Source organism: Corallococcus sp. AB038B (assembly GCF_003668955.1).
Lineage (GTDB): Bacteria > Myxococcota > Myxococcia > Myxococcales > Myxococcaceae > Corallococcus > Corallococcus exiguus.
The window spans coordinates 2,066,281-2,084,400 of sequence record NZ_RAWO01000001.1; the positions used below are offsets into that span (position 1 = coordinate 2,066,281).

Here is an 18,120-nt window from a genome sequence, read left to right on the forward strand (position 1 = left end):
CGAGGGACGCCCGGTGGACAGCCCTCTTCCCTTGAGGGCATGTCCCACCGGGCCTCCCGCGTTCCTACGTTGCCGGGGATGGCCGACCCACGCGCGGAAGAGACGTTCCAGAAGAGCATCCACACGCTGAACCAGGACGGCGCGTCGCCCCGGACGGAGACTGACGACCTGGGCTCCCGCCGGCTCCCGGCGGAGGCCTACTGGGGCATCAACGTCAGCCGCGCGCTGGACAACTTCGCCATCAGCGGGCGCCCCATCTCCGTCTATCCCGACCTGCTCTTCGGCTACGCCTGCGTGAAGCAGGCCGCCGCGCGCGCGAACGCGGAGCTGGGCGTGCTGGATGCGACGCGGGCCTCGCTCATCGACCAGGCTTGCGAGGACATCAAGGCCGGCAGGCTGCACGAGCAGTTCGTCGTGGACGTCATGCAGGGCGGGGCCGGCACCTCCACGAACATGAACTTCAACGAGGTCATCGCCAACCGCGGCCTGGAGCTGGCCGGCCACCCCAAGGGCCACTACGCGCACCTGGACCCGAATGACCACGTGAACCGGAGCCAGAGCACGAACGACACCTACCCGACGGCGCTCAAGGTCGGGTTGATGCTGTCCGTCGAGCGCCTGCTGGCCCAGCTGCACCTGCTGGAGCAGGCGTTCCGCGACAAGGGGCAGGAGTTCGCGGGCATCGTGAAGATTGGCCGGACGCAGCTCCAGGACGCCGTGCCCATGACGCTCCAGCAGGAGTTCGAAGGCTTCGCCGTCACGCTGGCCGAGGAACACGCGAGCCTGACGGAGGTCACCCGCCGCCTGGGGGAGATCAACCTGGGGGCGACGGCGATTGGGACGGGCATCGCCGCGGACCCGCGCTTCGCGGAGGCCGCGCGAGCGCACCTGGCGGACATCACCGGGCGCCCCATCGTCACCGCGCCGGACCTGATTGAAGCGACCACCGACGTGGGCGTCTTCATGGAGGTGTCCGGCACCCTCAAGCGCACCGCGATGAAGCTGTCGAAGATCTGCAACGACCTGCGGCTGCTCGGCTCCGGCCCGCAGGCGGGCTTCAACGAAATCAACCTCCCGCCCATGCAGGCGGGCTCCAGCATCATGCCGGGCAAGGTGAACCCGGTCATTCCGGAGGTCGTGAACGAAGTGGCGTTCGTGGTCGCCGGGGGAGACGTGACGCTGACGATGGCCGCCGAGGCAGGGCAGCTCCAGCTCAACGCCTTCGGGCCCGTCATGGCCCACGTGCTGTTCGAGAACCTCAAGTACATGACCGCCGCCATGGCGACCCTGCGTGTGAACTGCGTGCGGGGCATCACCGCCAACAAGGAGCGGCTCGCGCGCCAGGTGGAATCCTTCGTGGGCGTCATCACCGCCCTCATGCCGCACATCGGTTACGCGCCCGCGGCACGGCTGGCGAGGGAGGCCCTGGCCACGAACGCCAGCATCGCGGACCTGGTGGTGTCCGCCGGCCTGCTGACGCGCGAGCAGCTGGCCGAGCTGCTCTCTCCGGAGCGGTTGACCCGGGGCCATGCGGTGGAGGCCCGGGACGAAGAGGGCACGCACTAGGCGCCCCCTTTTCGCCTCCGCGAGGTCCGCATGTTCATCCGTCGCCTGCGCAGGTTCCTCCGCGAGCCCTACTGGCTGCTCCTGGGCGTCCTGGTCGTCGTCGGGGGCGTGCTCGGAATTGCTATCGCCCGCGTGCAGACGGACACCGCGCCGGCCCTGTTCGGGCATGCCTGGCCCGGGGACGTCGACGACACCCGGGGCGCCCTGGGGGCGTTGCTCGGGTTGCAGATCACCGTCCTCACCATCGCCCTGTCCCTGAACGCGCCGGTCATCCAGTCCGCCGCGAACCAGTACTCGCCACGGCTGGTCCCCATCTACCTGAAGAGCGCGCCGCTCCGCCGCGCCATTCCCTTCTTCGCCCTCTCCACCAGCTACATCCTCACGGCGGTCCGGGAGCTGGGCGTCATCGAGGACGCTGGCGTCAGGCCCCGGCCCGTCCTGTCGGGAGCCATCATCCTGGTGCTGGTGGCGCTCTTCGTGCTCATCATCGTCCTGGCCCGCACCTTCCGCTTCCTGCGGGTGGAGCGCGTCCTCGGGCTCGTCCAGCATCTGATCGTGTCCGCGACGGAGCGCCGCATCCAGGCCCGTCTGAAGCGCCTGCCGCTGGATCCGGCGGTGACCCTGCGGTTGCCGGCGGATGCCACCTCGCTGCTGGCTGCCTCGTCGGGCTACCTCGCGGACGTCGACCTCCAGGACCTCACGCGGCTCGCCCGGAAGTGGGGCGTGCGGGTCCGCATCTGCATCACCGTGGGCGAGTACATCGACCAGGACGAGGTCGCCGGCTGGGTGGTGGCGGACGGAGGGGGCGCCGTGGAGGCCCACGTACTCCACGGCCTCGCCGCCACGTTGAGCATCACGTCGGCGCGCGAGCCCGACTGCGACCCCTCCCTGGGGCTCCGCATCCTCGTCGACGTCGCGAACCGGGCCCTGTCCTCGTCCGCGAACGACCCGTACACGGCCCGGCAGGCGCTGCAGCAGATCCGCTCGGTGATGCGCCGGCTGGCGGGCCTGCCGCAGGGGGACTGGAACGTCGTCGACCCGGATGGCAGGGCGCGCGTGTCACTGGTGGCCCTGCGGCTGCGCGACTACCTCTTCCTCGCCGTGGATGGCCCCCTCCATTACGCGGGGGGCGACCCGGAGGTGCTGGAGGAGGTGCTTCAAATCGCCCTCACCGTGGGCCTGGTCGCGCGCGACGCGCAGGACCGCGCCGCGGCGCACGCGCTGCTCGCACGCGTGCTCGCGGACGTCCAGGGCTCCACGGAGAAGGACCGCTTCCACCGCCTGCTCGCCCAGGCGGAGCGCGTCCGGGCCTCCTTCCAGGGCGAGCACCGGACGCGCGTCGAGCGGGGGCGCGCGGACTGGCTTCCGGACTGAAGCGCCGGCTTCAGTGGCGGGTTTCGCGGGTAGGCTTGAAGCCCACGAGGAAGTCGATGAGCAGGCGGGTGCCGTAGCCCGTGGCGCCCTTGCTGCGCCACGCGTTGTCGCGCTCGGCCCGCGCGGTCCCCGCCATGTCGATGTGCGCCCAGGGCAGCCCGTCCACGAACTCCTCCAGGAAGAGGGCCGCGGTGATGGCCCCGGCGTTGTCTCCGCCGACGTTCTTCATGTCCGCCACCTCCGACTCCAATTCCTGCCGCAGGCGCCGGTCCAGCGGGAGCTGCCACACGGTGTCGCCAGTGCGCTCTCCGGAGTCCTTCACCTGCTCCACCAGGGACTGCTCGTTGCCCATGACCCCCGCGCTCAGGAGGCCCAGCGCGCGCTGACACGCCCCGGTGAGCGTGGCGACGTCCACGATGGCGTCGGGCCTCGGCGACTGCTCGGTGGCCAGGACGAGCCCATCCGACATCACCAGGCGGCCTTCGGCGTCGGTGTTGATGACCTCCACCGTCTTGCCGCCGCGGACCGTCAGCACGTCCCCCAGCTTCATGGCGGTGCCGGAGGGCATGTTGTCCGTGCACATCAGGTACGCCGTCACCGCCGTCCTGCAGCCCAGGGACTTCAGCGCCGTCATCGCCGCGAGGATGGCGCCCGCGCCAGACATGTCGCCCTTCATGGTCGCGTGCACCAGGTCGTTCGGCTTCAGGCCCAGGCCGCCCGAGTCGAACATGATGCCCTTGCCCACCAGAGAGACGCGGCCCAGGGGCTGGACGGCTTCGCCCTTGCTGCCCTTGGGCGTGTACGTCAGCTTGATCATCCGCGGCGGCTCCGCGCTGCCGGCGTTGACGCCCAGCAGGCCTCCGCAGCCGAGTTTGGCCAAGGCCTCCCCGTCGAAGATCTCGACCTCCAGGCCGCAGCGTTTGGCCAGCGACTCGGCCACCTCCGCCAGCCGTGCGGCGGTCAGCAGGGTGGCGGGGGAATTGGCGAGGTCACGCGCGAACGCCGTGGCGCGGGAGTGGATGCCTCCGCGCATCATTCCCTGTTCAACGTCCTCGGTGTTCTTCGAACCCGAGACGAGCGTCAGCGATTCGAGCGGCGGCTCCTGCTCCGAGTTCCGCTTGTAGGGCCGGTAGCGGTAGCGGGCGAGCAGGACGCCTTCGGTCAGGGCCTGCGCGGCGAGGTCCGCCGGGACGCTCCCGGTGTCCGGGACCTGGAGCGCCACGCGCTTCTGTTGGCCCACGGCCCGCGCGAACGCGGCGGCGGCATCCCGGAGCTTGCCTGCATCCAGCTGTGCCCTCGCCCCCATGCCGACGGCGACCAGGGGCGGGCCTCCCGAGCGGGGAATGAGCAGCGTCTGGCCGGCCTTGCCCTCGAAGCCCGCCGCCTTCAGGAACGCGCGGTCGAGGCCGGGGGCCTTCACCTCTTCGTCCGCTCCCACGAACGTGCCGACGCAACCGGCGTCGGTGGGGACGGTGGCTGCTACGGCGAGCTTCGTCTCCTCCGGGGGTTCGATGGAAGGAGCGGGGTGGAACTCGGCCTGCGCGCGTGAATGAAACGAGGTCAACATGGAAGCCTCCTGATGGAGGAACTGGGCACGGCGCCAGGGGGGTGCAACATCCAGAAGGCTACTCGCCCCTGCCTCCGGGAGCGGTTTGCCGGCGGATGGGAGGTGTGGATGTTCCGCCACTCAATCCCATGAGGGGGGAAGCCCATGCGCACACTGCCGTCGAAGCGGATGTCATTGCTCACCGAGCGCGAAGCCCAGCTCGTCCTGTCCAGCGCCCCACGCAACCTGGCGGAGCTTTCGCCACGGGAACTGCGCGGCCGCATCCTGAGTGCGCGCCGACTGATGGAGAAGTACCAGGACGCGGCGCGGCGGCAGCGCAGGGAGGCGCTCCGCAAGGAGGTGCCCTCCCGCTCCCGCCGCGCCGAGGGCAACCGCAACACCCTGCAGAAGGCCGAGTACTTCGCCCTCACCCTGGAGCGCTTCGAGAAGCGGCTCGCCGTGCTCGAGCGCAAGGCCCAGATCCGGACCCGCGCCGCGAGCCGTCCGGCCCCCCGGCGGACGACGCGCGTGGCCACGGGAGGACGCAAGCCCGCGCGCCGGACGCGAGCCGCTGGCCGCACCGCGAAGGTCACCGCCTCGAAGCAGGCGTCCGGCAAGAAGCGGGGAGGGGCCCTGAAGCAGGAGCGCTTTCCCGCCCTCAAGCGGAAGGCCCATGCCTCTAGCCGGGGCCGCCGGACCCAGACCCAGCGCGACTCGCGGCGCTGAGGGAGGGGTGTCCTGGTGGCGATAGAGCGCCTCCCGCACGGCGAGGCGCTCCATCCCTCATACCTACCCAAGCCCCCAGGGCAGTCCCAGCACCTGCCACGCGACCAACAGGGCAATCCACACGGCGAAGACCACGATGACGTACGGCAGCATCAAGGCCACCACGGTCCCCACGCCCGCGTCCTTCTGGTACTTCTGGGCGAAGGTGACGATGAGCGCGAAGTAGGCGTTCAGCGGTGAGATGGCATTGAACGGACCGTCGCCCACGCGGTACGCGGCGAGCACGGCCTCCGGGTCCACGTTCAGCCGCATCAAGAGCGGCACGAACACCGGAGCGAAGATGGCCCACTTCGGAATGGCGCCCGTCATGATGAGGTCCAGGACGGCGACCACCAGCACGAACCCGATGAGCAGCGGCAGCGCGCCCAGGCCCGCGTGCTCCAGGGCATCACCCACCTTCACGGCCGCGATGGTCGCCATGTTCGTGTAGGTGAAGAGGGCGATGAACTGGCTGATGATGAACAGCAGGAAGATGAGGCCGCCCAGCCCGGCGACCGCCTTCTCCATGGCCTTGATGACGTCCACGCTGTTCTTCATCGTCCTGGCGCCGACGCCATAGGCGGCTCCCGTCACCAGGAACAGCACGGTGATGGCGACGATGAGGCCGTTCATGAACGGCGAATCCCCGATGAGCGCGCCCGTCTCCGGATTGCGCAGCGGAGCCCCCGGGGGCAGCGCCAGCAGACCGAAGAACACCAGGACGCCCACGAGCCCCCAGAACGCGAACTTCAGCCCTCGCGACTCCTCCGGCGACAGCTTCGCGCCCGTCGTGGCCGGCTTCTCTCCCTTGTACTCACCCAGCCGGGGTTCGATGAGCTTGTCGCTGATGAGCGACACCACGAGGGTCAGCATCACCACCGACGCGACGGAGAACCAGAAGTTCGCCGTCAGGTCGATGGAGCGGTCCGGCGCCATGATGTGGATGGCGTCGTTGGTGATCTCCGTCAGGATGCCGTCCAGCGGTTTGATCAGGATGTTGACGGTGAAGACCGCCGCGACACCGGCGAAGGAGGCCGCCAGGCCCGCGAGGGGATGCCTGCCCACGGTGAGGTAGGCCGCCGCCGCCAGGGGAATCAGCACCAGGTAGCCGGCATCCGCGGCGATGCTCGACAGGACGCCCACGAACACCAGGATGTACGTGAGGAGCCGGGCCGGAGCGACCGCCACCAGCTTGCGGATGAGCGCGCCCACCAGGCCCGCCGCGTCCGCGACGCCCACGCCCAGCATGGCGACGATGATGACGCCCACCGCGTTGAAGTCCATGAAGTGCTGGACGACGCCGGCGAACATGAAGCGCAGGCCCTCGCCCGTCAGCAGGCTCTTCGCGGCGGAGGTCGTCTGCTCCACCTGGTGGGTGTCCGGGTTGATGGTCTCGTAGGTGACGCTGGCCCCCATCCTGTAGAAGATGTGGGAGAGCACCATCACGATGGCAATCAGCGCGACGAAGATGATGGCGGGGTGGGGGACCTTGTTGCCCACCCGCTCGATGGCGTCGAGCACCCGCTCCATGCCCTTCTTCTTCGGTGGCGTGCGCTGTTTGTTCTTGGTCTCGCCTGGGACCTGGACGTCGTCGAAATGAGCCGCTTTGGCCATGGGAGTGCTGCTCCTTTCCAATCCCTCAGATCTCCAGCTCGCCACCCACGGAGAGCGAGGTATCCGTCTTGACCTTGCCCGCCGCGGGTACGCTGTCGTGTTGCAGTTCGAAGTACGTGGTGAGCGCGAAGCGGTCCGTCAGGTGCACGGACAGCTTGGTGGTGGAGTCCAGCAGGACGCGTGTGTCGCCGAAGATGTCCGGGAGCAGCACGGCGTCCTCGCGCAGGTACACGTGCTCGTTGATGTCGTAGCGGAACGCCACGCCCACCGCGGGTGACCACAGGGTCACATTCGGCAGGTCCTCGCGCGTGGGGGTGTACTGGAACCGGCGGTCCTTGGCGTAGCTCCCGCCCAGGTACGTGCGCAGGAAGAGCTCCTTCGACTTCTTCTTCCGCTCCAGGAGCGTGAGGCCGATGCCCAGCTCCACCTCGGTGCGCAGCTCCAGGCTGGCGGGATGGTCTGTCTCCAGGCCCAGGAAGGTGTAGGCGCTGACCAGGCGCGTGAAGCGGTAGTCGCCGCGCGCCCATCCGCCGAGCGTCAGGGCCGTGACCTCCCGCTCCTCCTCGTCCTCCGCGGCCGCGTTGCCGTAGGCGCCATCCGCCTCCAGGGTGAGCGCCCACACCGGAGACTCGTACTCCGCCATGGCGTCGCCCGTGATGGTGAAGGAGCGGGCGTTGCCGGTGAACATGGAGGCACCGAGCCCGGCCGAGCCCGTCCAGGGCCCTTCGTCCTCGTCCTCGTCTGCTTCGGCTCCAACGGAAGCCGGTGAGGAGGCATCCGCCGGGTCGGGAGGAGGCGTGGGCGCCTGGGCCATGGCCGCGAAGAGGATGAGGAGTGGACTCATACGTGCCCTCGGGAAGGAGGAGCCGGCCTGTCCCGGTGAAGAGGGAGGGGCGACCTCGGTGGTGCTCGAAGGCCTTCTCGCGGCCCACGCAACCTTCGACACGCACCGCGCGTCCTGCAATCACAGGCTGGCACGCCAGGGGATGGCCCCCTCGTGCCTTTGCTCGTCAGAACGTGATGAGGGATTTGTTCTACAGGCCCTGGCTCAGGGGCGCACGACGTCCTGGATGAACCGGCTCAGTGACTCCGCCATCTTCTGGTGCGTGGCGGCGGAGGGATGCCAGTCCTCGCCGACGCCGTCAGCGAAGGGGTTCTGCATGGCCATCACGTGGCGGTGGACCCGTGCGTCGCCCAGGCGCTGACGTTCGGCCACCAGGTCGGAAATCCAATCGCCGACGTGCACGGACGTCACCACGCCCTGCTGTTCCTTTCGCTTGAAGCCATCCGTCATGCTGCCCAGCGTGCAGACGAGGTGCGCGCGGGGATGCAGCGTGCGGAGCCGTTCGAGGAAGGTCCGGTAGGCGGACTTGAACGCCGCTTCGTCCGGAAGGAACGCGGCGGTGCCCGCGCCCGCGAACGTGTCGTTGGTGCCGGCGTTGAGGACAATCACGTCCGGCGAGTCGTTGGAGAAGTCCCAGGCGGCGGGGTGGTCCGGGACGGCGCGCTCGTAGATGGCCGGAATCAAGCCGGACGTGGACAGGTCCAGGTTGCGGTACACGCCGTGGCCCGAATAACAGACGAACACGGCCTCCGCGCCCAGTCGTTGGGCCGTGAGCCAGCCATGGCCGCGTCTGGGATTCTGGTGCTTCGACGTGAAGCCAGGCACCCTGGAGGAGGCTGTCTCGGGACGGAAGGTGGCGTCGGTGCCGTAGCCACAGGTGATGGAGTCCCCGACGAACTCCAGCTTGAGCCCTGTGTGCCGCGGGGGCGGATCCCGGAGCTCACCATGGACCTCCAGCGCCAGGAGCGTGCTGGCGCCCACCAGGGACTCGGTGCGCTTGAAGAGTTCCACCGTGTGCAGGCCCACGGGGAGGTCGCTGGCGAGCAGGTACGTGGCCTGACCGGGCTTCACCGCGAGCAGCCTGGGAGGTGCCCCGTCCACCACGACGTCGAAGTGGTTGGTCCCCACGTCGCCGCCCGCGCCCGCGTCATCGAGCCGCATCCGCACTGCGTCGCCCCAGAAGCGCGCGCGCACCGTCACACCTGGATGCGAGAAGACGACCCCTGTCGCTGAGTGGTACGTCCGGCCCACGTACCGCACGCGCGCGTCGGTGGCGGGGATTCTCACCCAGGGCATGGAAGGGCCTTCCGGTGGGGTGGAGGGGGCCCTGCACGCGGCCAGCGACAGGCCCATGCCAAGGCAGACGCCAGCGATGAGGGAGCGGTCGGGCACGCACTCCCAGCGTACACGCAAGACGGCGGCGGCCCACCAGATGCCAGCAGTGAACAGCCCATGCTAGATGACTCGCGTTTCCTGTCATCTCCAGGGGGGCCCCATGAACCGACTGATTGGCTTTCGTTTCCAACTGGCATTGCTGGCTGTACTGACGCTCCTGGGCACCGGCTGTGGTTCCGACCCGGAGCCGCAGTCCCAGCCGAAATCCCCCACGCTCGTCGAGAGCACACAGTCCGCCGTCAACCTGATGGCCAACGAGGCGGTGACGTTCCACGTCGCCGCGAAGGATGACGCCCAGCGGGCCCTGGGCTTCAGCTGGGAGGCCAGCACGGGTGTCCTGGAGCAGCCGCAAAGCACCGCGACGACCAGCGACGTGCGCTGGAAGGGCCCGGAATGTCTGCCCGCGGGAATGCGCGCCAGGGTGACGGTGACCATCACCAATCATGTGGCGCCCGCCATCACGCGGAGCTTCGCGCTCTCCGTCGTCGCGTGTCCCGCGGCGCCGGCCGTCGCCGCGGGCCGCTACCATTCGCTGGTGCTCCGCCCTGACGGCACGGTCGTGGAGTGGGGCCTCTCCTATCTCCGCTTCGACGGAGCCGCCCGCCCGGTGCCCGGACTGACCAACGTCCGGGCCGTGGCGGCGGGAGGCGACCATGCGCTGGCCTTGCGCGCGGACGGCACCGTCTGGGCGTGGGGGGGCAACAGCGCTGGACAACTTGGGGATGGAACGGAGACCTACCGCTCCACGCCGGTGCGGGTGGTGGGGCTGACGGAGGTCCTTGCCGTCGCCGCGACTGGCTACTCCTCGCTGGCCCTGTGCAAGGACGGTACGGTCTGGGCGTGGGGGGATAACAGCGATGGCCAGCTCGGCGATGGAACGACGGAGGGACGTCTCACCCCCGTGCAGGTGCCGGGGCTGGCACGGGTCACCGGCATCGCCGCTTCCAGGGATCACTCGCTGGCCGTGCTCGCGGATGGGACGGTACGGGCATGGGGTAACAACTCCTCGGGTCAGCTTGGCAATGGAGAGTTCAACTGGGAGGTCGGCAGCCTCCTCCCGGTGGCGGTGCTCAAGCTGACGGACGTGGTCTCCGTTGCCGCGAGTGATGGGCTCTCGTTCGCCGTGCACTCGGACGGCACCGTGTCGTCGTGGGGCGCCAACGTGGATGGGGCCCTGGGCGGTGATTCCCGGAGGAACGGACTCATTCCGGGCAAGGTGCCGGGAATGACCGACGTGACCACCCTCTCCGCGGGCACCTTCTACGCGGTGGCCCTGATGGGGGATGGCACCGTCCGGGGCTGGGGAACCAACGGCTCCGGCCAGCTCGGGGATGGGACGTACACCCGCCATGCTCCCACGCAGGTGTCGGGCCTCGCGGGCGTCGCGGCCGTGGCGGCGGGTGACGAGCATGTCCTGGCCGTGCTCTCCGACGGGAGCCTGCGGGCCTGGGGCGACAACCGGTACATGCAGCTCGGCATCCATCCGGAGACCGTGAACCGCGGCGGACCCGTGCAGGTGCCGGGGCTGACGGAGGCGAGCAGCGTGGCCGCGGGTGAAGCCCATTCCCTGGCCCTGCGCGCGGATGGCACGGTCTGGGCCTGGGGCGACAACCGCGAAGGCAGCCTGGGGATTGGCGCCGCGCACGGCGGCAGCACGACGCCCGCCCAGGTGCCAAACCTCCCCGACGCCAGGGGCATTGCCGCGGGCTGGGGCCTCTCACTGGCGGTGCTCTCCGATGGCACCGTCATGTCGTGGGGGGCCAGTATCTTCGGGCAACTGGGGGTCGAGTCCTCGTCATACGGTTTTGCCCCCGAACCCATCACCGGGCTGAGCGGCGTCACGGCCGTGTCCGCGGGTCGCTGGTATGCAATGGCCCTGCGTGAGGACGGCACCGTCTGGTCCTGGGGGTACAACAACAAGGGCCAGCTCGGCGACGGGACGACCGATGGACGCCGCGTGCCGGGGCAGGTGGCGGGACTGACGCAGGTCACCGCCATCGCCACGGGCGCAATCCACGCGCTGGCGCTGCGTGAGGACGGCACCGTCTGGGCATGGGGGGACAACGACTTCGGGGCCCTGGGGGATGGAACGAACACCTCACACGCCATGCCGGCGCAGGTGCCGGGCCTGACGGGAGTCGTCGCCGTGGCCGCAGGGAAATACCACTCCCTGGCCCTGCGCGACGACGGCACCCTCTGGGCGTGGGGGTACAACGGCCAGGGCCAGTTCGGCGACGGGACGACTCTCAGCCAGCGGTCCCCGGTGCAGGTTCCCGGCCTGGCGGGAGTCCAGCGCATCGCCGCGGGTGACGGCCACTCGCTGGCCGTGACGAACGGAGGCCCCCTCGTCACTTTTGGGAGCAATGCCTCCGGGCAGCTGGGGCTGGGCGAGGGAACCGGGAACCAGTCGCGCGGAGAGATCGCCTCGCTTCGCGATGCCCGCGCCATCGCGGCGGGCAGCGCCTACACCCTGGCTGTCACGCGCGCCGGGACGGTCTGGGCCTGGGGCGCCAATGTCGCGGGCCAGCTCGGCAATGGCGAGGCGGCGAACAGCCCCCGGCCCATCCCGGTGACGCTGCCCTAGGGGCTCAAACGAAAGGGGACTTGCGCTGACCAGATGACCAGATTATAAATCTGGTCATGAGTTCCGACCCACGCACCGCCATCATGGGCGCCGCCGGCGAGGTCTTCGCCCGCTTTGGCTTCAAGAAGGCCTCGGTCGAGGACATCGCCAAGCGGGCGGGCGTGGGCAAGGGCAGCATCTACCTGCACTTCGAGAGCAAGGAGGCGCTCTTCGAGGCCTGCGTCCGGATGGCGCACTCGGCGGCCCTCTCCGAGCTCAACGCGCGGGTCCGTCGCGCCTCGACGCCCGAGGGCCAGGTTCGCGCCTACATCCAGTGCAAGCTGGAGCAGCAGAGCCGGAAGCCGTTGGGGGAGCGCATCGAGTTGAGCACGCTCTTCGAGCTGGGCCTGCAGGCGGCCCAGTTCATCCCCCGGATGCTCGAGGACGATGCGGCGGTCCTGGCGCGCATCCTCGAAGAGGGCGTGGCGCAAGGCGCGTTCATCGTGGCGGAGCCCCCTCACGTGGCCCGGGGGCTCGTGATGATGCTCATGCAGCTCACCGTGAAGATGATGCCGGATGAGCCGGATGCCGAACTGAAGCAGTCGGTGGACAGCTTCTTCGAGGTCTTCGTTCGCGGCCTCCTGAAGCGGCCTCCCAGCTGACCCACTCCTTTTCCTGGCCCCACTTCGCGCCCGGGCGCGGTGGGGCTTTCGTTTGGCCGGGACTGACCAGAAAACCGATTCAGTCATCCAGTGCCGGGGTCTCCGGCCACAGCACGAGGAGCGAAGCAATGAAGACGTTCATGAAGGCGGCAGCGGTGGCGGTGGCGGTGGTGGCGACGGGGTGCGGTGGGGGTGACAAGGCTGTCGTCCCGCAGGCCTCCGCCGCGCAGGTCGCGCAGAAGCCGGTGGGCGTGCGTGCCGTCACACCCGCCACGCAGCTGGAGTCGAGCGTCCTCAAGGCCACCGGCAGCGTGCGCTCCAAGCAGTCAGCGACGCTGAGCGCGCAGGCGTCCGGCACGCTCACGCGCGTCAGCGTGGACGTGGGCGACACGGTGAAGCGGGGCCAGGTGCTGGCGCAGCTGGACACCTCCAACGCGCGCATCGCCGTCAATCAGGCGCGTGCCTCCAAGGCGGCGGCGGACGCGGCGCTGGATGGCGCGACGTCGGAGGTGGAGCGGACGCGTGTGCTGGCTCAGTCGGGCAGCCTCCCGCGCGCCTCGCTCGACAAGGCGGAGGTGGGCTTCCGTCAGGCGCAGGCCCAGGCGCAGCAGGCCGCCGCCGCCCTGGACAGCGCGCAGGAGTCCGTGCGCGACGCCACGCTCACGGCCCCCTTCGACGGCGTCATCACCAGCAAGAGCCGCAACGCGGGCGACTACGTGTCGCCGGGCACGGCCATCTTCGGGCTCGTCAACACGCAGGCGCTGGAAGTGCGCGCCCCGGTGCCCGAGTCACTCGTGGACCGCGTGTCGGTGGGCACCGTCGTGAAGGGCACGCTCAATCCCTCCGGCGCGCCCTTCGAGGCGAAGGTGAAGAGCCTGGGCGCCACCATCGACGAGCAGACGCGGACCGTGGAGGTGCTCGCGGAGGTGCTGCCTGCGAAGGACGCCGGTGCGCGGCTGCGCGCGGGCGCCCTGGTGGAGCTGGACTTCTCCAGCGTGGCGGCCTCCAACAACGCACCGGAGCAGGCGGGCCTCTTCCTGCCCACGCAGGCCGTCAACGCCCGGGGCCAGCAGGGCTTCGTCTGGGTGGTGCAGGACGGCAAGGCGCAGCGCCGGGACGTCAAGGTGGAGCGCGTGCTGCCCGGCTTCGTGCGGGTGGTGCAGGGCCTGGGCACCGCCGACCGCGTCGTGGCCGACGCCAGCCTGCCGCTCCAGGACGGCACCGCGCTCCAGGTCGTCCAGTAGCCGGGCGCCCTTCTTCCCAACCCCTTTCACCGTCACGCCATCCCCATGCTCCAGACCTTCATCAAACACTCTGTCTTCACAGTCATGCTGATGGCGGCGGTCGTCGTCTTCGGCCTGTACGCCTATCCGCGCATCGGCGTGGACCAGTACCCCAACGTCGACATCCCCTACGTCTCCGTCACCACGCTCCTGCCGGGCGCGGACCCCGAGTCCATCGAGAAGAACGTCACCGACCCGCTGGAGGAGGCGCTCAACACGGTCAACGGCGTGGATGAGCTCAACTCCATCAACCTGGAGAACGTGAGCCAGGTGACCATCGCCTTCAAGCTGGGAACCGACGTGAACACCGCGGCCCAGGACGTGCGCGACCGCGTGCAGGCCACGCTGCGCTCACTGCCGGACGACATCGAGACGCCCGTCGTGGAGAAGTTCGACATCGGCGCGGCGCCCATCCTCACGCTGTCGCTCTCCGGCTCCCTGCCCGTGGACGAGCTGACGCGCGTGGCGGAGGACGTGGTGAAGCCCGCCCTCCAGAGCCAGCCGGGCGTGGGCAGCATCGGCGTGGTGGGTGGCCGGAAGCGCGAGGTGCAACTGGTGGTGGACCCGCAGCGGCTGCGCGGCTACGGGCTGGCCGTTGGCGACGTGAGTCAGGCGCTCCAGTCGCAGAGCGTGGACCTGCCCGGCGGGCGCACCACGCAGGGCGGACGTGAGCGCATCGTCCGGCTGACGGCGGAAGCGCGCAGCGTGGGAGAGATTGGCGACATCATCGTCGCCAGCCCCAACGGCACCCCGGTGCGCGTGCGGGACGTGGCGGCGGTGGTGGACGGTGCGCAGGAGGCGCGCGGCCTGGCCCGCTCGGACACGGGCGCCGCCATCGCGCTCGTGGTGCGCAAGCAGTCCGGCGCCAACACGGTGCAGGTGGCCGAGGCCGTCAAGGACTCCCTGGCGGAGCTCAACTCGGCGCTGCCCGAGGGCGTGACGGTCAGCACCATCAGCGACAACTCCACCAACATCCGCGCGTCCATCCACGCGGTGCAGGAGGACATGCTGCTGGGCGGCGTGCTGTCCGTGCTCATCGTGCTGCTGTTCCTGCGCAACCTGCGCTCGACGCTCGTCTCCGCCATCGCGCTGCCGGTGAGCGTCATCGGTACGTTCGCGGTGATGGCGCTGCTGGGCTTCACCTTCAACATCATCACCATGCTGGCGCTGACGCTCTCCATCGGCCTGCTCATCGACGACGCCATCGTGGTCATCGAGAACATCGTCCGGCACCTGGAGGAGGGGAAGACGCCCATGCAGGCGGCGCTGGAGGGCACGAAGCAGATTGTCATCGCGGTGCTCGCGGTGACGCTGGCCATCGTGGCGGTGTTCGTCCCCGTGGCCTTCATGGAAGGAATGATTGGCCAGTTCTTCTTCCAGTTCGGCGTCACGGTGGCCGTGGCGGTGCTCATCTCCTACGCGGTGTCGATGACGCTCACGCCCATGCTCTCCAGCCGCCTGCTCAAGGGGCACAAGCATGGCGCTCCCACCAACCGCGTGAGCGCGGCCATCGAGAGCGCGCTCGTCTGGGTGGAGAACGGCTATCGCCGCGTGCTGGGCGCCGTGCTCAACCGGCGGGGCCTGGCGGTGGCCGCGGCGGTGGGCGTGCTGGTGCTGACGCTGGGCATGGCCCGCTTCCTCAAGTTCACGTTCATCCCGCCCTCGGACAACGGCGCGGTGCGCGTGACGCTGGAGCTGCCCGTGGGCTCGACGTTGGACGACACCGAGCGTGAGCTGGCCACCGTGGCCCAGCAGGCGCGCGCCCTGGAGGGCGTGAAGGAGACGTTCAGCACCGCGGGCGGCGGCACGCTGGAGGAGGTGCACAAGGGCGAGGTGCTGGTGAACCTGGTGCCGCGCAAGGCGCGCTCCTTCGACCAGGAGACCTTCAAGGTCCAGCTGCGCGCCGCGCTGACGCAGCAGCCGGGCGTGCTGCTCACCGTGCAGGACGCGGCGGGCATTGGCGGTGGCCGCAACCAGCAGGTGCAGTACGTGCTGCGCGGCACGGACTGGCCCCAGGTCGTCGCAGGCAGCGAGAAGCTGCTCGCCGCGATGAAGTCCAACCTGGGCCTCACCGACGTGGACACCACGTTCCGCAGCGGCAAGCCGCAGTACGACGTGCGCATCGACCGTGAGCGGGCCGCGAAGCTGGGCGTGCCGGCCGCGCAGGTGGGCCTCTCCCTCCGTGCCTACCTGGGTCGCGACGAGTTCATGACCTACCGCGAGGGCGGTGAGACGTACGACGTGAAGCTGCGCCTGCCGGACGCGACGCTCGCCTCCGAGGAGGCGCTGGGACAGCTCACCGTGCGCTCCACGAGCGGACAGTTGGTGGAGCTGCGCAACGTGGCCAACATCACGCCTTCGGAGGGCCCGGTGCAGATCGACCGGCAGAACCAGAAGCGGCAGATCACCCTGCTCGCCAACCTGGCCCCGGGCTACACGCTGGGCGAGGGCATGGCGTACCTCACGGCGCAGGCCCAGCAGGACCTGCCCCAGGGCGTGGTGGGCGGCTTCGCCGGCAACGCGAAGGAGCTGGGCAAGACGACCGCCGCCTTCGCCACCGCGCTGGGGCTGGGCATCCTGCTGCTCTACATGATCCTGGCGGCGCAGTTCGGCAGCTACATCCACCCGTTCACCATCATGTTGTCGCTGCCCTTCGCGCTCATCGGTGCCATTGGTGCGCTGCTGCTGTCGGGCCACGCGCTGTCCATCTTCGCGCTCATCGGCGTCATCATGCTGATGGGCCTGGTGGTGAAGAACGGCATCCTGCTCGTGGACTTCACCCAGCAGCTGCGTGAGGCGGGCCGGAGCGCGCGTGATGCACTGCTGGAGGCCGCGCCCATGCGCCTGCGCCCCATCCTCATGACGACCATCGCGATGGTGGCCGGCATGGTGCCGGTGGCGCTCGCCAAGGGGGATGGCGCGGAGATGCGCGTGCCCATGGCGCTGGTCATCATCGGCGGCCTCATCAGCTCCACGGTGCTGACGCTGGTGGTGGTGCCCGTCGTCTACTCGCTGCTGGACGGAGTCTCCGCGCGCTTCAAGCGCCGCGAGGCGGACGCTCCGGTGTCGGTCCAACTCACGGAAGAAGGCGCGCACTGAGCGCGGCCATCCCCAAACCCTTTCAGCAAGACCTACATCATGATCATCCGTGCTCTTCTCTCCAGCGTTCTGCTGACGCAGGCCCCCGGTGTGTCCGACCGGCCCGTTCAGACCCCCATCCCAGAGCCGAAGGTGGCTCCGGCCTCCGCGTTCCCGCTGCTCTCCCTCGAGGAGGCCATCGCCCTCGCGGAGAAGCAGAGCCCCAGCCTCGACGCCGCCCGCGCGCGGCTCCAGCAGTCCCGGGAGCTGGGCAACAAGGCCTGGTCGGGCTACCTGCCCAACGTCACCGCGAGCGGTTCGTACACCCGGTACCCGAGGGACGTGTCGTTCGCGCTCCCCGGAGCGCCGGACCCCATCACCTTGCAGAAGAAGGACCAGCTGGGCGGACAGCTCACCGCGCGGCAGGCGTTGATCGTCCCCACGCTGTGGCCCGCCATCCAGAACGCCTACCTGGGCGAGAAGGCGGCGGCGCTGACGGCGGAGAACACCCGGCGGGAGATCCTCTTCGCGGTGGCCCAGTCCTATCTCGGCGCCGCCAGCCTGCGGGAGGCCCTGGCGGTGAATGAGCAGCTCCTCGACGTCCGCCGCGGCTTCGAGCGCGATGCCGAGGCGCGCTTCCAGGCCGGCGACGCGGAGAAGCTGGCCGTCCTGCGCGCGACGCTGGACCGCAAGGAGGCGGAGCAGGCGGTGGTGCGCAGCCGCAACGCCTACGCCATTGCGAGGAGCGCCCTGGCCGCACTGCTCGCGCGGCCGGTGGACTTCGACGTGGCGCCACCGCAGGGCAATGCGGTCACCGTCCCCACCGAGGCCGGTGACGCGGAGGGCGCGGAGAAGACCGCGCTGGACCGGCGGCCGGACGCGGCGGCGGCGCGCCTCAACGTGGACGTCGCGCGCGGCGGCCGGAAGCAGATCCTCTTCGAGTACCTGCCCAACCTGTACGCCAACGGGAACTACTCGGCGGCGAACACCGCCGGGCTCACCGGCCAGAGCACCACCTGGACGGCGGGGCTGTCCCTGTCGTGGACGCTGTTCGACGGCGGCCTGCGCGAGGCCAACCTACGCGAGTCCTCCGGGAAGATCGCCGAGGCGAACGCCAACCTGCGCGGCCTGGAAGAGAAGATTCGCGATGAGGTGCGAAAGTCCCGCAGCGAGCTGGAGAGCGCGGAGGTCAACCTCAGCACGGCCGAGGAGCGGGTGAAGCTGGCCTGGGAGAGCGCACGGCTGGCGAAGCAGAACTTCGACGCCGGGGCCACGACGTACCTCCAGGTGACGGACGTCAACGCGGCGCTCGCGAACGCCCAGCTGTCGGCCGTGGCCGAGTCGCTCAACGTGCGGCTGTCCCGCCTGGCGCTGATGCGGGCCATGGGCCTCTTCGACCCCACGGGCCACTCCCTGGTTCAGCCGTAGCC

Annotated in this window: 12 protein-coding genes; 8 read left to right on the forward strand and 4 right to left on the reverse strand. The window is 69.7% G+C overall.

Annotated elements, in window-relative coordinates; all coding sequences use genetic code 11:
• Positions 1–78: 78 nt before the first annotated feature.
• Both D7Y04_RS08665 and D7Y04_RS08670 read left to right on the forward strand, forming a co-directional pair.
• Positions 79–1,566 (forward strand): aspartate ammonia-lyase, encoded by a 1,488-nt coding sequence (locus tag D7Y04_RS08665; RefSeq protein WP_121759320.1) that lies wholly within the window; start codon positions 79–81, stop codon positions 1,564–1,566.
• Between the two features lie 30 nt (positions 1,567–1,596).
• Positions 1,597–2,940 carry a DUF2254 domain-containing protein gene (locus D7Y04_RS08670; RefSeq protein ID WP_121758904.1) on the forward strand — a complete coding sequence of 448 codons (1,344 nt, stop codon included), beginning with the start codon at positions 1,597–1,599 and terminating at the stop codon, positions 2,938–2,940.
• Positions 2,941–2,950: 10 nt separating this feature from the next.
• Here the strand turns inward: D7Y04_RS08670 and D7Y04_RS08675 are convergent, their stop codons facing one another.
• The gene (locus D7Y04_RS08675) at positions 2,951–4,507 is read right to left on the reverse strand and encodes a leucyl aminopeptidase (protein WP_121758905.1); all 1,557 of its coding nucleotides are present in this window, start codon (positions 4,505–4,507) and stop codon (positions 2,951–2,953) included.
• Between the two features lie 144 nt (positions 4,508–4,651).
• Here D7Y04_RS08675 and D7Y04_RS08680 point away from each other — a divergent pair, with 144 nt between their 5' ends.
• Positions 4,652–5,212, forward strand: coding sequence for a hypothetical protein (locus D7Y04_RS08680; protein WP_121758906.1), 561 nt, complete (start codon positions 4,652–4,654; stop codon positions 5,210–5,212).
• Between the two features lie 63 nt (positions 5,213–5,275).
• Here the strand turns inward: D7Y04_RS08680 and D7Y04_RS08685 are convergent, their stop codons facing one another.
• The 3 genes from D7Y04_RS08685 to D7Y04_RS08695 form a co-directional block, all read right to left on the reverse strand.
• Positions 5,276–6,865: an AbgT family transporter gene (locus D7Y04_RS08685; protein ID WP_120593492.1), complete on the reverse strand. Its 1,590-nt coding sequence runs from the start codon at positions 6,863–6,865 to the stop codon at positions 5,276–5,278.
• A 25-nt stretch (positions 6,866–6,890) separates the two neighbouring features.
• Positions 6,891–7,709: a YdiY family protein gene (locus tag D7Y04_RS08690; protein ID WP_120576734.1), complete on the reverse strand. Its 819-nt coding sequence runs from the start codon at positions 7,707–7,709 to the stop codon at positions 6,891–6,893.
• Positions 7,710–7,913: 204 nt separating this feature from the next.
• The gene (locus D7Y04_RS08695) at positions 7,914–9,005 is read right to left on the reverse strand and encodes an SGNH/GDSL hydrolase family protein (protein ID WP_121758907.1); all 1,092 of its coding nucleotides are present in this window, start codon (positions 9,003–9,005) and stop codon (positions 7,914–7,916) included.
• Between the two features lie 199 nt (positions 9,006–9,204).
• Here D7Y04_RS08695 and D7Y04_RS08700 point away from each other — a divergent pair, with 199 nt between their 5' ends.
• The 5 genes from D7Y04_RS08700 to D7Y04_RS08720 all read left to right on the forward strand — a co-directional run bounded on the left by D7Y04_RS08700 (position 9,205) and on the right by D7Y04_RS08720 (position 18,118).
• A complete protein-coding gene (locus D7Y04_RS08700; RefSeq protein ID WP_233601314.1) occupies positions 9,205–11,688 on the forward strand; it encodes an RCC1 domain-containing protein in 2,484 nt (827 codons plus the stop codon).
• Between the two features lie 56 nt (positions 11,689–11,744).
• Positions 11,745–12,329 carry a TetR/AcrR family transcriptional regulator gene (locus D7Y04_RS08705; RefSeq protein WP_121758908.1) on the forward strand — a complete coding sequence of 195 codons (585 nt, stop codon included), beginning with the start codon at positions 11,745–11,747 and terminating at the stop codon, positions 12,327–12,329.
• A 128-nt stretch (positions 12,330–12,457) separates the two neighbouring features.
• Positions 12,458–13,573, forward strand: a complete 1,116-nt coding sequence (locus D7Y04_RS08710; protein ID WP_121758909.1) for an efflux RND transporter periplasmic adaptor subunit — start codon at positions 12,458–12,460, stop codon at positions 13,571–13,573.
• Between the two features lie 45 nt (positions 13,574–13,618).
• On the forward strand, positions 13,619–16,711 hold the full coding sequence (locus tag D7Y04_RS08715) for an efflux RND transporter permease subunit (protein WP_121758910.1): 3,093 nt from the start codon (positions 13,619–13,621) through the stop codon (positions 16,709–16,711).
• A gap of 39 nt (positions 16,712–16,750) precedes the next feature.
• Positions 16,751–18,118, forward strand: a complete 1,368-nt coding sequence (locus D7Y04_RS08720; protein ID WP_121758911.1) for a TolC family protein — start codon at positions 16,751–16,753, stop codon at positions 18,116–18,118.
• Positions 18,119–18,120: the final 2 nt, after the last annotated feature.

Coding starts and splice junctions, on each gene's coding strand:
- D7Y04_RS08715 (WP_121758910.1), top strand. CDS start 13,619: ATGCTCCAGACCTTCATCAAACACTCTGTCTTCACAGTCATGCTGATG.
- D7Y04_RS08695 (WP_121758907.1), bottom strand. CDS start 9,005: ATGCCCTGGGTGAGAATCCCCGCCACCGACGCGCGCGTGCGGTACGTG.
- D7Y04_RS08680 (WP_121758906.1), top strand. CDS start 4,652: ATGCGCACACTGCCGTCGAAGCGGATGTCATTGCTCACCGAGCGCGAA.
- D7Y04_RS08675 (WP_121758905.1), bottom strand. CDS start 4,507: ATGTTGACCTCGTTTCATTCACGCGCGCAGGCCGAGTTCCACCCCGCT.
- D7Y04_RS08710 (WP_121758909.1), top strand. CDS start 12,458: ATGAAGACGTTCATGAAGGCGGCAGCGGTGGCGGTGGCGGTGGTGGCG.
- D7Y04_RS08670 (WP_121758904.1), top strand. CDS start 1,597: ATGTTCATCCGTCGCCTGCGCAGGTTCCTCCGCGAGCCCTACTGGCTG.
- D7Y04_RS08700 (WP_233601314.1), top strand. CDS start 9,205: ATGAACCGACTGATTGGCTTTCGTTTCCAACTGGCATTGCTGGCTGTA.
- D7Y04_RS08720 (WP_121758911.1), top strand. CDS start 16,751: ATGATCATCCGTGCTCTTCTCTCCAGCGTTCTGCTGACGCAGGCCCCC.
- D7Y04_RS08690 (WP_120576734.1), bottom strand. CDS start 7,709: ATGAGTCCACTCCTCATCCTCTTCGCGGCCATGGCCCAGGCGCCCACG.
- D7Y04_RS08705 (WP_121758908.1), top strand. CDS start 11,745: ATGAGTTCCGACCCACGCACCGCCATCATGGGCGCCGCCGGCGAGGTC.
- D7Y04_RS08685 (WP_120593492.1), bottom strand. CDS start 6,865: ATGGCCAAAGCGGCTCATTTCGACGACGTCCAGGTCCCAGGCGAGACC.
- D7Y04_RS08665 (WP_121759320.1), top strand. CDS start 79: ATGGCCGACCCACGCGCGGAAGAGACGTTCCAGAAGAGCATCCACACG.